Here is a 14,617-nt window from a genome sequence, read left to right on the forward strand (position 1 = left end):
TACCCCAACAAAACAAGGTGGCTTAACTAGAGCGGAATATCACTTATAAATACGCTTTTAGTTGTTCAAACAAGTGGGACCACCTCTTAGGGCAGGTCCGCCAAATGCGAGATGGACATCCCTTAAAGTAATGTAGGCCATAATGTTTCCTAAGAGTTCAGATGAGGTCTGAAATGACTAAACCACAAAAATTTGATGATCACGCATCATTGTCCGCACCCATTGAAGATTTGCAAGTCCGAATTGCATTTTTAGACGATTTAGTTGAACAATTAAATCAACAGCTCACCATTCAGACGATGGAAATCGCTGATTTAAAAAAACAGATGCAGTTGTTGTACCAACGTGTTGAAGCATCAGATTTGTCAGAAGGAATTGCACCGTTTGATCCAATGAGTAACAAACCACCGCATTATTGAAAAGATAGACATGACAGGCTAGAGTGATGAAATTGGGGGAATTTATATTTTAAGGATACAAGTGAAAAAAATTTTGCTTTTGGATATTGAGAATATTCATAAAACTGAAAAAGAGCTATTACACTTATTGAAAACTTATGCTTGTGTATATTTAGTTTACGCAAAATCACCTGTGACTTTAAGTTTAGATGCACTGATTAAGTTTTCCCCTTTTGTTGTAGAAAAGAAATTAGTTATTATTAAAATGCCTAAAGTTGGTAAAGATGCTGCCGATTTTGGATTAGCATTTTTAGCAGGGCAACTTTCAATTCAAATGGATAAGAAAAATACTTGTTTTGATGTTATGTCTAATGATGGGGCTTTAGAATATGTTGTTGATTTACTGAAAGTTATGGGTTTTCAGGCAACACAATTAAAAACAGTGATTGAACAGTCAAGAGAAATATTAAAACCAGTTTCACTTGAAGAACCTACAACAGTCATTCCTGATGTCGAACAATTTTCTCAACGTCCACATTTGGTTGTTTTTAAAAAATTCTGTGAATATTTAGCAAAAATTCCAACCAATAAACCAACAAAAATTGAGAGTTTAAAAAATACAATTCGAACAAAAGTACAAGGAGAACAGATTGATGAAAATTTAATCTTTAGTTTATTGATGAATTATAAAATTATTCAAAAGGATGATTTAAAAGTCATTTATTTTGAAAAAAATCTAATGGTATGGGCGAACTTGGTTCTGCCAGAAATGATTGAGAATGAAAAGAAAAAAGAGCAAGTTGGGCAAAACCAAATGTTATTGCCAATCATTCAGAAAGACCATGCTTCATTTGATTTGGAAAATATTCGTTTAACTTTAGCGAGAAGATTAAATGTTGCTGCACACTTACGTCCTAAATATGTGGCAGGCTTTACTTTGCTCTTAAAACAAAATTTTCCTGAACAAAATGCTGAAGACTTATTGAATCGTTTAGAACATAACCAATGGTTAAAAGTGAATCAGAGAGAGATTGAATATAGTCCAAGATTGTTGATGCCTTAAATTTGGAACTTGCCTTTTTGATTCAACTTATGTAACGCTAATAAAAGGAAGTTTTGGGCGGCTTTATGAGTAATATTGGAATTTGGATCACGGTTGCGATTGTACTGTTTGTACTTGGCTCTATTTTTGGTTTACGTGTGAGTCCAAGAGAAAAAGCACTCGGTTTAATGCGCGACCAAGCTCGCAAAATGGGATTACACCCACGACTCATCGTTGCGCCTGAGTGGACAAAGATTCCAATGGCATCGGAAAAGCGTGCCAGCATGGTAGCTTATTATAGTGTATTGATTCCAGATGCACGTTTGGCACTCATGCGCGCGCGCGTGGTTGATGGCAAGCTTCAGGTTGTGCAGGGTGATCAGAAATTTAATGATTTACCCATTGCATTAACAGGAGTTTATGCTATTGATATGCAGGCAAACTGTGTCGGGCTATATTGGGATGAAGAAACTGATTTAAGAGCCACTCAGCTTGAAGCAATGAAAGCATATTTACATGAATTAGCTCAGCGCTAATTATTTGATTAATTATAGGAAAAACGATTTATTATGGCGAATACTCCACGCTCTGCTTCAGAAAGCACAGCAGCTCCTACACCTGCTGCAAAGAAACGTGCCTTAGTGATTGTGGAGTCGCCTGCAAAAGCGAAAACAATTAATAAATATTTGGGTTCACAATATGTGGTGAAGTCATCGGTGGGTCATGTGCGTGATTTACCGACAGGAGGCGGGGCGAAATCCACTGAAAAGAAGCCCGCAACTCGTACCAAACTGACCGATGAACAGAAAGCCGAAAAAGCCCAGTCCGCACTGATTAATCGTATGGGTGTCGATCCCGAGCATGACTGGATTGCACATTACGAAGTGCTGCCAGGCAAAGAAAATGTGGTTGCCGAACTAAAAAAACTCGCCAAAGATGCAGATGCTATCTATCTCGCAACGGACTTGGATAGAGAAGGTGAAGCGATTGCTTGGCATTTAAGAGAAGTGATTGGTGGGGATGATAGTCGCTACCATCGTGTGGTCTTTAACGAAATTACCAAGAATGCCATTCAAGAAGCATTTAAACAGCCAACACGACTTGATTTAAACCGTGTGAATGCTCAGCAAGCACGTCGTTTCCTCGACCGTGTGGTGGGCTTTATGGTCTCGCCATTGCTCTGGGAAAAGATTGCCCGTGGTTTATCGGCAGGACGTGTGCAGTCAGTTGCTGTAAAACTAGTAGTTGAACGTGAACGTGAAATCCGTGCATTTATTCCAGAAGAATACTGGCAAGTTTTTGCAGATACCATTTCCAAGAAAGAAGACATTCGCTTAGAAGCGGTTAAGCAAGCAGGTAAAACACTTAAGCTTAAAAATAAAGCTGAAACAGATGCACTATTAAGTGTTTTGAAAGATGCTGAATATAAAGTTGCGTTGCGTGAAGACAAACCAACCAAAGTTAATCCGAGTGCACCGTATATTACTTCAACCTTACAACAAGCGGCGAGTACGCGTTTAGGTTTCTCTGTGAAGAAAACCATGATGCTGGCACAGCGTTTGTATGAAGGTGGTTTTATTACCTATATGCGTACCGACTCAACTTTCTTGAGCGATGACGCGGTGAATATGGTGCGTAATCATATTCAGCAAAATTTTGGTGAAAAATACGTTCCTGCCAAGCCAAATCGTTATGGCAATAAAGCAGGCGCGCAAGAAGCGCATGAAGCGATTCGTCCATCAGATGTTGGTTTGACTGGCGATAAACTGGCGGGCGTAGAGCGTGATGCACAGCGTTTATATGATTTGATTTGGCGTCAATTTGTTGCCTGTCAAATGACACCAGCAGAATATTTATCTTCAACCTTGACTGTTGAAGCATCAAATGTTGAGTTAAAGGCAAAAGGCCGTACACTGGTATTTGATGGTTTTACCCGTGTTCGTGGTGCCAATAAATCTGATGATGATATTTTATTGCCTGCGGTAAAAGTGGGTGAAGTCCTTACGTTAGAAAAACTTGATCCGAGCCAGCATTTTACCAAGCCACCTGCACGCTTTACTGAAGCATCTTTGGTGAAAGAATTAGAGAAAAAAGGGATTGGTCGTCCATCGACTTATGCTGCAATTATTTCAACGATTCAAGAACGTGGTTATGTAAAACTGGAAAACCGTCGTCTCTTTGCAGAGAAAATGGGGGAGATCGTTACAGACCGTTTGGATGAAAGTTTTAATAACTTGATGAATTACGCCTTTACCGCAGATTTAGAAGGTCAATTAGACCGTGTCGCAATGGGTGAGCGTAATTGGAAAGAGTTACTAGATACCTTCTACGGTGATTTTAAGAAACGTTTAACCAATGCGCAGGGTGAAAGCGGCATGCGCCGTAATCAGCCAGTCGAAGTGGCGGATGTATCTTGTCCTGAATGTTCGCGTCCAATGCAAGTTCGTACTGGAACAACAGGTGTATTCTTAGGATGTTCAGGTTATAACCTGCCACCGAAAGAGCGTTGTAAAGGCACACTCAACTTAACACCAGTCGAGTCTTTGGCGGCATTGTCGGATGATGATGGTGCTGAAACTGCTGATTTGATGTCGAAACACCGTTGTCCTAAATGCGGTACAGCAATGGACAGTTATGTAGTCGATGGTGGTCGTAAATTGCATGTCTGTGGTAATAACCCAGATTGTGATGGTTACGAAGTCGAGGAAGGCGAATTCAAAATCAAGGGCTATGACGGTCCAACCATTCCATGTGATAAATGTGATGGTGAAATGCAGTTAAAGACAGGTCGTTTTGGTCCTTACTTTGCCTGCTCAAGCTGTGACAATACTCGTAAGGTATTAAAGAGTGGTCAGCCTGCGCCACCGCGTGTTGATCCAATCAAAATGGAACACTTACGTTCAGCCAAGCATGATGATTTCTTCGTGTTACGTGATGGTGCGGCAGGTCTGTTCTTAGCAGCCAGCAAATTTCCGAAAATTCGTGAAACGCGTGCACCGAAAGTGGCCGAGCTACGTAGTGTTGCAGATCAACTTGATCCGAAGTATCAGTTCTTGTTAGAAGCACCAGATGTTGATCCTGAAGGCAATCCAACGGTGGTGAAATTCAGCCGTAAGAATCAGGCACAATATGTGGGTTCTGAAACTACTGAGGGCAAGCAGACCAAGTGGAGTCTGGTGTTCCAAGATGGGAAATGGGTAGAAGCTTAAACATTAAAGTTTAAAAAATGCTGGCGATTGCTGGCATTTTTTATTGAACAAATAAAAAGAAAAATTAATTTTGATTAGGGTGAAATGCATGTGGAAAAATATTCGAGTCGCTTGTTTACTACTAGTATTATTGATTGTTGCGATCAATGCTTATCGTGATCAAAATCAGGATTGGAATCAGCCGATTAATGTATTGTTGCATCCGATTAATGCCGATGGGTTGCCTACAACACAGCAGTATATTCAAACATTGCAGCAAGATGATTTTGCTGAGGTGAAGCAGTATCTAGAAAAAAATAGCCAGCAATATCGAGGGCAAAGCAGCTACTTTATGGTTCAAATCGGAAGGGAATTGCAACAAGCACCACCGAAGATGTCTGAGCAGCCAAGTATTCTGGATAATATTCTATGGAGCCTAAAGTTTCGCTTTTATGCATGGAAGCAGCATCAATCGATTGATGGTTCACCAAGTTTAACTCTATATCTGAATTTCTATGATCCGAAGCAAAATCGGGAACTCAAGCACTCAACTGCGCTGGAACGTGGACGAATTGGTTCAGTCAATCTGTTTGCCTCAGCTAAACAGACACAGCAAAATAATGTAGTGTTAGTGCATGAGTTATTGCACGGTTTTGGCGCGACCGATAAATATAATTTGAACAATGGTGAACCTATTTTCCCGATTGGTTATGCACAGGCGGATAAGCAACCTTTGTATCCACAAACTGAGGCGGAAATCATGGGAGGGCGTATCCCACTTTCAGAGCATAAAAGTAAAATGCCAAATGACTTGGAACAAACCGTGATTAGTGTGCTGACCGCGCAGGAAATTGGCTGGATCAAGTAAATTGTGGATAAGTTTCGACTTATCCATATCTTTAAAAACAATGACACAACTTAAAAAGATCAAAGTAAACATCCATTTTCTGACATTCCGTCATTAATTCTCAACATGCCTTATACAGAATTCGGTGAAAAACGCGATCAATATAGAGATATAATATTGATGATAAAAGAGTAAATCATGATGAAAACAGTGGGTAACGATCTAATTCGCAATCAGCTACATGCTGATCGTAAATGGTATCTGTTATTGGGCGTATTATTGGTTATTTTTGGCCTTGTTCTTTTAGCGGCTTTACCCTTTGCAACACTATCTGCGGTATTGCTGTTCGGTGTGTTGATGATGTTGGGTGGTATCTTGCATTTTGTTGCCGCATTTATGGTGTTTAAAGGGGGGACACGTTGGTTGTGGGCCTTGTTTGGTGTGCTGTATCTGGCAGCAGGTTACTTTGCGTTTACTACACCCGTGATTACTGCGGTGGTACTCACCAGTTTCTTGGCGATTGCCTTAATTATTGCAGGGATTATCCGTACCGTGAACGCCTTTATCCTTAGACCAATTTCAGGCTGGGGATGGGTGCTGTTTTCAGGCATATTAACCCTATTAACTGGGATTCTGATTTTGTCATCACCTGATTCACCGTTCTGGGTATTGGGGATGTTCCTTGCGATTGATATTCTATTCCAAGGCATTAATTACCTGACTTTTGCTGGTGCAATTAAGCAGTTACCACATAGCTCAACTACAATTTAAACGATCAAGTTAAAACTAAGAGCATGTAATACACATGCTCTTTTTGTTTTTGTAGTGAGAAACATTTCAATGGCTTGAGTCTGCTAAAATAGCATTTCGCTTTTAATTGACCGATTGTATGACGCTTGCCAAGCTAATTGATGAACTGAATCCACAACAAAAACAAGCAGCTACAACGACAGCACAAAATTGTCTGGTCTTGGCTGGAGCAGGTTGTGGTAAAACCAAAACCATTGTGGCAAGAGCAGCATACTTAATTGATCAAGGTTTGCCAGCACAACAAATTCAGATTCTAACTTTTACCCGACGTTCAGCAAGTGAAATTGTGACACGGGTTGAGCAGCATATGGGCGCACAGGCCAAAGGTTTACGCGCATCAACCTTTCATACTTTTTGTATGTATTTACTACGTCGTAATCCACGTGCGTTTGGTCTAACCCAGTTCAGTATTATTGATCGGGATGATCAATTGCTGATGTTCCGTCTGTTACGGGGTAAAGACAAGGGCAATGTATTGCCGAAAGCGGCCGAATTGTGTGATCTCTATTCCTATGCTCGTAATACCAAAACCAAACTATCGGATGCTTTAGTTGAGCAGCTACCCCAAGCGCTTGAGTATAAAGCCAAAATTGCAGATTTAATGAAAGCCTACGAGCAGCGTAAGCAGGAGCGTAACTTTCTGGATTATGATGACATCCTATCTATTGTTGCCGTACATCTGCAAAGTTCACCAGAGCTAGTGCAATGGGTCACTGGTTTTTGTTCCGCCTTATTGGTCGATGAAATGCAGGATACTAATCCACTGCAATGGGCTTTGCTTCAGCCTTTAGTTGGCAAGGTGAAACTGTTTTGTGTCGGGGATGATGCACAATCCATTTATGGCTTTCGTGGTGCAGATTTTGAAAATATTCATCATTTTAAAGAACGTGTACCCGATGCCGAAGTGTTGACTTTGGAGATGAATTATCGTTCGACCCAAGGCATTTTAGATTTATCCAATTGGCTGCTGGAGCAGAGCCAAATTGAATATGACAAGCATCTACAGGCCTATCGAGGTAAAGGTTTAAAGCCACAACTGCATATCTTGAGTAATGAGTTTGAAGAAGCCAATTGGATTATTCAAGATTTGAATCGTCGTCATATGCAAGGTGCTGCTTGGACAGAACATATGGTGTTGCTGCGCTCAGGTTTTAGTGGGCGTTATTTGGAAGGTGCTTTAATTGCAGCCAATATCCCTTATCGTTTTATTGGTGGGGTAAAACTGCTTGAGTCTGCACATGTTAAAGATGTATTGAGCTTACTTCGGGTCAGCGTTAACCCACAAGATGATTTGGCCTGGATGCGTTTCCTGACGCTTTGGGATGGCGTGGGCGATGTGGGTGCCAGTAAGTTGGCACAAGAGCTGATTCAATTACCTGATATCGAAGCCCGTTGCCAACGTTTAGAGCGACATGGCAAAGTACCGCAACAGGCGATTTTAATTTTGATGCAGCTCGATGTATTGCAGCAGCATGTTGAAGCTTGTATAGGCCTTGCACTGGATGCGCTAAATGAACAGCTGGAAAATAATTATAAAACGAAAGATTGGTCACGCCGTGTTAAAGACTTTGATTTGGTCAAGCAATTGGCACGTAAACACAGTGCTCTTGGGGAGTTCTTAGAGGAATATGTACTTGATCCAATTTCTGTTTCAGAAATTGATAAAACACCTGACCAGGATTTAGTAACGTTGATTACCATCCATTCAGCTAAGGGTGCTGAACAAAAAGTCTGTTATGTTCCACATGTATCTCCCAATCAATATCCACATGCACGGGCGCAGGGTGATTTTAACGATGTCGAAGAGGAGAGACGTGTTTTGTATGTCGCATTGACGCGTGCAGAAAATGAGTTGATTTTAACCAAACAGAATTTAAATTTATGGTCACAAGATCAATATGATGAGTTAGGAAGAAAAATAGAAAGTTACTTCCTCAATGATTTACCTCAACATTTAGTCGATGTTCAGATTCATCGGGATATTCCACGTGCCTACGGCCAAAGCAATCATTCTCGTACGGCTGCAATCAATTTAGGTTTTGGGATTGATTTCGATTAAACTAGGCAGATTCAAATTCTTTTGATTCTACAATGAATCATCTTTTAGGTTTTAGCATGAAAATTTTAGTTCGTAATTTAGACCGTAATGTGACTGATGCGGAGATTCTCGACTTATTTAAAGCATATGGAAAAGTTGAGTCTTGTGTCGTGGTCAAAGACGAAGCAACGGGTAAATCGAAAGGTTTCGGTTTTGTTGAAATGCCAGATCCACGTGAAGCGATTAAAGCAATTAAAGGTTTAAACACCTTGAAAGTAAAAAGCCAAGGCATTCGTGTCAAAGCTGCGGATGATAAAGCTTAATTATCAATGTTAAAGCAATATACTGCTTTATCAATGGTTGCACCAAATGCTGAACGAATAGCCAAGAAAATTAAAACGCTTGAGCTTCGCTCATAGCAACCTCGAATGTTGCCACTGAAAGATTTGATGATTGTAGAGAATCAACACTTTCTTTTGAATGATGCAGCTTGTGCAACGTATTGGGCTGAAGGATATTTGGCTTGGGGCAATCGCAATATTCGTCCGATTGATCCACCGATTCAAGTCATTGCCAAGCGAAAACTTTATCGTATTGAATTGATGTTGTGAGTGCTATTTGTTTCAGCATCAATTCGCTTTACAATCAGTCTTGATTTAAATGAACTGAAAAAGGGATTTATTATGTCTCGTGTTGCTCGCTACCATGCTGATCGTACCAATCAAAAATTGTATTTTGCCCGACTTGCATGTCAACAAGCTGAGCAAACTGAACATATTCAACAAGCGCAGGCATATCGTGAGGCAGCAGTATTTCATTTACACGGGGCAATTTTAGCGTTTTTACAAGAATTGGTGCGCTATTATCGTTTAAATGATTTGCAACCGACGTTTAAGTCGATTGAAGAACAGATGGCAGTTAAAGGACAAGTCTCACCAGAAGTTTCAGTATTACAGCAACTTGCTAAAGATGGTTTTATTGCAGAACTCAAACGTGCGTATCGTTTATGTCAGTACGCACCCGAGCCAACAGCACCAGAGCCTGAAAATGAGACCTCATCGAATTTGATTATTAAGGTGACTCAAAGTCCTCAAGCATGGTTACCCGATGCAAAAATATTACGAGAATGGCATAGAGAGTTAAGCCATTTGATTGATGGTTTTCGCAATGAAATGGTTGAGTTTTAATTCGAGTACAACATAGACTTGAAATATGAGTGAATAGCACTTATATAAATAAGACGTGAGATTGCAAAGTGCAGTGGCGCTTTGCCACCATGTAGAAACATGGAGTAATTGTATGTCAATGCAACAGTTAAAAGAGTTATTTGGTAGCCAAGAAGCCGTTCTCGAGTTAGTTCAACTTGAAGGTGGAGAGCTTGCCTTGCGTAATGCTGGTTCGGAAGCAGAGCCTTTGGTTAAAATTCAATTTAGTGAAGATGTTAAAAAGATTTTGGGTGATCAGACACCAACCGTTGCACAGCATATGATCCAAGCCGCTTTATTTGGTTTGTTGGAAAAACAGATGAATCAGTTACAAGCAGAAGTTATTGATGAGCAACCACAGCACTTTAGCTAAAAGAACTGTAATATTTCACTCTAATCTAAAAAATGATTTAAAAAGGAGTCCTAAAATGCGACTCCTTTTTTTATTGCTTATGTTACTTAGATGAATACAGATTTTATTACAATTGATTCAGTTGGTATAAAGAGATCTAGACTGTAAATATAAGCTTATGGTTCTCGCTACGGAATGAAAGTTATAGCCATAAAATGTGCTTTAATTTTGCAATCAAATACTTTGTTTCATATATTTTTAATGGATTAGCTATCAATAAATTGCAAAAAAATTAAAGCTTTATTAAATGTAAAAAATATTGGGATTGAATAAAAAATATCATAAACTCAATTTTTATTTGCTTACTATAAAAAGAGAGTTTACATGCAAAGTAATAATCCAATTTTAACTCGGGTGGAAACCTATACTGATATAACTGAGCCAATGACCATTCAAGGTGCTATTCAGAAGTCAGTATTATTGACAGTGATTGCAGCTGTATTGGGAATGGCACTATTTTTCTATTGTGCAATCACAGCTAATCTTTCAATTGCCTATGCTGCAACAATTGTTGGAATTATTGGGAGCTTAATTTTAGCTTTGATTACCACTTTCAAATCAAATACTGCACCAGCTTTAGCAATTCCTTATGCGTTATTTGAAGGTGCATTTTTAGGCGGTATTTCTTTTATTTTTCAACTGAAGTTTCCAGGTGTTCCTTTACAAGCTTTGCTTGCGACCTTTGTTACAACCTTGGTTTTATTTGCGTTATATAAATTCCAAATTATTCGTGCGACTGAAAAATTTAAGGCAATTGTAATTTCAGCTTCTATTGCGATTGCTTTAGTTTTTGTTGTGCAGATCGTTTTACGTTTGATCTTTGGTTCAAGTATTCCTTATATTTTTGAAAGCAATTGGTTAGGTATTGGTTTTGCTGCATTTGTTGCTGTAATTGCTTCACTGAACTTAATTTTGGATTTTGATCTTATTGAAAATGCAGCAGCACAACGCGCTCCTAAAGCATTTGAATGGGTATGTGCGATTGCTTTACTTGCGACTTTAGTGTGGATGTACTATTCATTTATGCGTTTGTTAAGCCTAATTCAAGGTGATGATTAAATTTGAATTGATATAAAACATAAATCGTCTTCATATGAAGGCGATTTTTTTATGCAAGATTGTAAAAAAGGTGGATTATGCAATTCCGAAAAATCAGGAATGTTGGCATAATGTGGTGAAAATTTTTCGAGTGAGAATAAGATGTCACAAGGACTTTTAGCTGGTAAGCGTTTTTTAATCGCTGGTATTGCAAGTAAATTATCAATTGCTTTCGGTATTGCGGCAGCATTACACCGTGAAGGCGCAGAGTTAGCATTTACTTATCCAAATGAAAAGCTAAAAAAGCGTGTTGATGACTTTGCAGCACAGTTTGGTTCAACTCTCGTTTTCCCTTGTGATGTAGCGATTGATGCAGAAATTGACAATACTTTTGTTGAGTTGGCAAAACACTGGGATGGTTTAGATGGTGTTGTGCATTCGATTGGTTTTGCACCTGCACATACGCTAGATGGTGACTTTACCGACGTGACTGACCGTGACGGTTTTAAAATTGCACATGACATTAGTGCGTATAGTTTTGTCGCGATGGCTCGTGCGGCTAAACCTTTATTACAAGCACGTAAAGGTTGTTTATTAACCTTGACTTATCAGGGTTCTGAGCGTGTGATGCCAAACTATAACGTGATGGGGATGGCAAAAGCATCGTTAGAAGCGGGTGTGCGTTATTTAGCATTAAGCTTGGGTAAAGAGGGAATTCGTGTAAATGCGATCTCTGCGGGCCCAATCCGTACTTTGGCTGCGTCTGGTATCAAATCATTCCGTAAAATGTTAGATGCCAATGAAAAAATCGCTCCATTACAACGTAATGTAACGATTGAAGAAGTGGGCAACGCAGCATTGTTCCTTTGCTCACCATGGGCTTCAGGTATTACTGGTGAAATCATGTATGTTGATGGTGGCTTTAATACTGTTGGTATGAGCCAATCAATGATGGATGATGAATAATTCATTTATTCAAATCATTTGATAAAGCCGCTTTATAGCGGCTTTATTTTTTAGAGCATAACTAGGTTTTAGAGTAGTAGTTCCATCCTGAGAGGCGTTTCTACAGCATTATTTTGAGATTATATCTAACAATTTTAGTCGGAGTAAAAATACTGTTTTAATTTAATTTGAAGCAATTGCTCCAGACATTTATGGATTACTCTGACATTTGATGCTACAAGTCAGCTAACGTTGATTATATTTACAATTCGATCATATCTGCGATTTGATAACCAAGATTAGTGATTCTAAATACTTCACCTTTATAACCACGATCTTCAATTAAATGTTCATCTACTAGTTCTTGAATAGCTGATTTCCAACGAGCAACCTCTCTCGGATGTTGTGATGAAATCAAACTTTTACCATTAGTTTGAATATTGTCACCACCTATATAGCTTAAAGACATAATAGAACCATTACGATCAAGACTGGCTTCTTTAAGTAAAATACGAGCTTCATTTGATAAACTAGGAAGTGGAGTTTTGGATTTCACTACTTCAATTTGATGTGGTAATGAGCCGCTTACTTCATCTTGAAATAAAGAATGTTCATTAACTTTAAGTTGAAGATGGCGATAGAATTTGTCTTTGAAGTCAGATTGGCTATCATAACTTTCATACAATCCACGAGATTGACAATATTTTTTAAACTTACTTAATTCAGCATATTGATCTGAGTCAACAGTGTCCATTACAACAGGCTGACTGGAAAAATAAAGCATTGCTGGTTTATCAGTGGCAATATGTTTCTCGATTTCCTCAACTGTGCCGCTAGCATAATCTGTGGTAGGTGTTCCAATACGAGTCCAGAAAACACCAACAAGAAAGTCACATTTATCTAAAACTTGGTTATTTATGATTTCTTGAGGAGATGCTCCCATCTCAGGAGATGAATGAGATTCCCATCCAACAGGCAATAAAACAATATTTCGTAATTTTGAGTGAACAGCATTCCATTCGTATATCACGTCACGAATGATTGTTCTTTCAGATGCAACATCTCCTGGAGAAGCTATCATTACGTTGAATACTTTAGCTTCGTAACTCATGGTTTTAACTCTCTTTATAAATATAAATAATTGGATTTTTATCTTATTTTATCAGCATATAAAACAGCAAAATTTACGTCAATGCATAAATTTGATGGGTAAAATAAAAAGTTCTCAGCTCATTAAAAATGAGCTAAAAACTTTAAGTGAGTAAAATAATAATACCCAGAGTGCTATTGTTTTGGTAGTTCTTTAACAGGACTTCCGCCCAAAGCCTGCATTAAAGTCACATAAGCATTGTATTGATTCTGCTTGGTTTCAACTAAGCTGAGTTTGGCATTACGTGTGGTTTCTTGTGCATCTAGTAAGTTCTTTAATGCGATTGCACCGTTACGATAACGAACTTCGGTTAGTCGCTCGGTCTTATTCGCAAGTTCGACATTGCGTTGTTGCAGTTGTACTTGCTGATTCAGTTGAGTGCGATTTGATAATGCATTTTCGACATCAGCAAAAGCTTGGTATAAGGTTTGCCGATATTGAATAATCGCTTTTTCATACTCAAGGTCACTAATCGCAATATCTTTCTTCATATCATTATATTGAAGAAAAGGTAGGCTCAGGCTTGCACCTAAAGTTAAAGCAGGGTTCTTTAACAGTTGTGTTAAAGAGGTGCTAGAAGAACCTAGATTTCCCGTCAAATTAATCGATGGATAATAACTGGCTTTGGTTGCATCTTTATTGGCTAAGGTTTTGCGTAGGCGTAATTCAGAAGCTTGTAAGTCTGGACGACGCGATAAAATATCGGCAGGGAGTCCGATCGCGATATTCGGAAGAGCATTGCGAGGTAGTTGTGTAGGCTCTTGAATATTCAGGTGTTGAACAGGTTCATGTAGCAATACAGCAATCGCAGTACGTGTTTCTACACGTTGTTGTTCAATCTGACTCAAACTGGCTTTTTGGCTTTGAACCGATTGTTCTGCTTGAGTTAAATCTAAACCTGAAACCGCACCTGCTTTGTATTGTGATTGCACTAATTCATAAATTTTCTGTGTAGAAGCTAAATTCTGTTGGATGGTGTTATATCGCTCATTTAAATAACCCAATTGCCAATATAGTTTGGCTGTGGTGGCAACCAAACTTTGCGCGGTTGCTTGTAAGTCCTGTGCGCTTGCAAGAGCTTCCCAACGACTGGCTTCTGTTTGATTGGCGAGCTTACCAAATAAATCGAGTTCATAGCTAACGCCAACACTGGTCGATAACCCACGGTCAGAACCATCGCCTGAACGGAGGTCATAGTTATGAGCTGCAGAAACACTCGAACTGGTTCGAATCCCTTGTTTATTTTCAGCCAAACCTGCCTGTAAACGAGCCTGTTTAAGGGTGATTCCGGCAACAGTTAAATCGCTATTTTTAGCGAGAACCTGATCGACCAACTGATTCAGTTGGGCATCATTAAATAAAGTCCACCATTGATCAGTTAAATTGATGCTTTTACTTTTTTGTGCATCGTACTGGAACTGTTGTGGCACTTGGACTGTTGGGGCGTTATAGGGGGTTTTCACCACAGCAGAACAGCCAGCCAAGGAGCCAGTGAGTACCAGTGCGAGTCCTAATTTTGTGAATTGAAAAGACATACTCAAATT

14 protein-coding genes and 1 pseudogene are annotated in these 14,617 nt (G+C 39.2%); 13 read left to right on the forward strand and 2 right to left on the reverse strand.

From position 1 onward, the window contains the following. Positions 1-173 precede the first annotated feature (173 nt). The 13 genes and pseudogenes from CDG56_RS11805 to CDG56_RS11870 all read left to right on the forward strand — a co-directional run bounded on the left by CDG56_RS11805 (position 174) and on the right by CDG56_RS11870 (position 11,944). A complete protein-coding gene (locus tag CDG56_RS11805; RefSeq protein ID WP_087547969.1) occupies positions 174-419 on the forward strand; it encodes a SlyX family protein in 246 nt (81 codons plus the stop codon). 61 nt (positions 420-480) lie between these two features. After that, complete coding sequence (locus CDG56_RS17085; RefSeq protein WP_171295156.1) at positions 481-1,461, forward strand: PIN domain-containing protein; 981 nt, start codon at positions 481-483, stop codon at positions 1,459-1,461. Between the two features lie 65 nt (positions 1,462-1,526). Next, on the forward strand, positions 1,527-1,976 hold the full coding sequence (locus CDG56_RS11815; protein WP_087547970.1) for a hypothetical protein: 450 nt from the start codon (positions 1,527-1,529) through the stop codon (positions 1,974-1,976). Positions 1,977-2,009: 33 nt separating this feature from the next. After that, complete coding sequence (gene topA / locus CDG56_RS11820) at positions 2,010-4,649, forward strand: type I DNA topoisomerase (RefSeq protein ID WP_087547971.1); 2,640 nt, start codon at positions 2,010-2,012, stop codon at positions 4,647-4,649. Positions 4,650-4,737: 88 nt separating this feature from the next. Next, positions 4,738-5,496, forward strand: a complete 759-nt coding sequence (locus tag CDG56_RS11825) for a hypothetical protein (RefSeq protein WP_087536339.1) — start codon at positions 4,738-4,740, stop codon at positions 5,494-5,496. 177 nt (positions 5,497-5,673) lie between these two features. Further along, positions 5,674-6,246 carry an HdeD family acid-resistance protein gene (locus CDG56_RS11835; RefSeq protein WP_087536340.1) on the forward strand — a complete coding sequence of 191 codons (573 nt, stop codon included), beginning with the start codon at positions 5,674-5,676 and terminating at the stop codon, positions 6,244-6,246. 118 nt (positions 6,247-6,364) lie between these two features. Next, positions 6,365-8,344 carry an ATP-dependent helicase gene (locus CDG56_RS11840; protein ID WP_087547972.1) on the forward strand — a complete coding sequence of 660 codons (1,980 nt, stop codon included), beginning with the start codon at positions 6,365-6,367 and terminating at the stop codon, positions 8,342-8,344. Positions 8,345-8,400: 56 nt separating this feature from the next. Further along, the gene (locus tag CDG56_RS11845) at positions 8,401-8,646 is read left to right on the forward strand and encodes an RNA recognition motif domain-containing protein (RefSeq protein ID WP_087547998.1); all 246 of its coding nucleotides are present in this window, start codon (positions 8,401-8,403) and stop codon (positions 8,644-8,646) included. Between the two features lie 6 nt (positions 8,647-8,652). Beyond that, positions 8,653-8,934, forward strand: a pseudogene (locus tag CDG56_RS17165) (ASCH domain-containing protein). A 72-nt stretch (positions 8,935-9,006) separates the two neighbouring features. Beyond that, entirely contained in the window at positions 9,007-9,510 is a 504-nt protein-coding gene (locus tag CDG56_RS11855; RefSeq protein WP_004659066.1) for a DUF6586 family protein, read from the forward strand. Between the two features lie 112 nt (positions 9,511-9,622). Further along, positions 9,623-9,901 (forward strand): hypothetical protein, encoded by a 279-nt coding sequence (locus CDG56_RS11860; protein ID WP_005162636.1) that lies wholly within the window; start codon positions 9,623-9,625, stop codon positions 9,899-9,901. 363 nt (positions 9,902-10,264) lie between these two features. Beyond that, positions 10,265-10,999, forward strand: a complete 735-nt coding sequence (locus CDG56_RS11865) for a Bax inhibitor-1/YccA family membrane protein (RefSeq protein ID WP_004659062.1) — start codon at positions 10,265-10,267, stop codon at positions 10,997-10,999. A 141-nt stretch (positions 11,000-11,140) separates the two neighbouring features. Next, entirely contained in the window at positions 11,141-11,944 is an 804-nt protein-coding gene (locus tag CDG56_RS11870; RefSeq protein WP_018677656.1) for an enoyl-ACP reductase, read from the forward strand. A 241-nt stretch (positions 11,945-12,185) separates the two neighbouring features. Here CDG56_RS11870 and CDG56_RS11875 read toward each other — a convergent pair whose 3' ends face one another. Continuing rightward, positions 12,186-13,034, reverse strand: a complete 849-nt coding sequence (locus CDG56_RS11875) for a DUF4062 domain-containing protein (RefSeq protein WP_087547973.1) — start codon at positions 13,032-13,034, stop codon at positions 12,186-12,188. A gap of 173 nt (positions 13,035-13,207) precedes the next feature. Further along, entirely contained in the window at positions 13,208-14,608 is a 1,401-nt protein-coding gene (locus CDG56_RS11880) for an efflux transporter outer membrane subunit (RefSeq protein ID WP_087547974.1), read from the reverse strand. Positions 14,609-14,617 lie beyond the last annotated feature (9 nt).

Origin of the sequence: Acinetobacter sp. WCHA39 (assembly GCF_002165385.1) — a bacterium.
Classification (GTDB): Bacteria; Pseudomonadota; Gammaproteobacteria; order Pseudomonadales; family Moraxellaceae; genus Acinetobacter.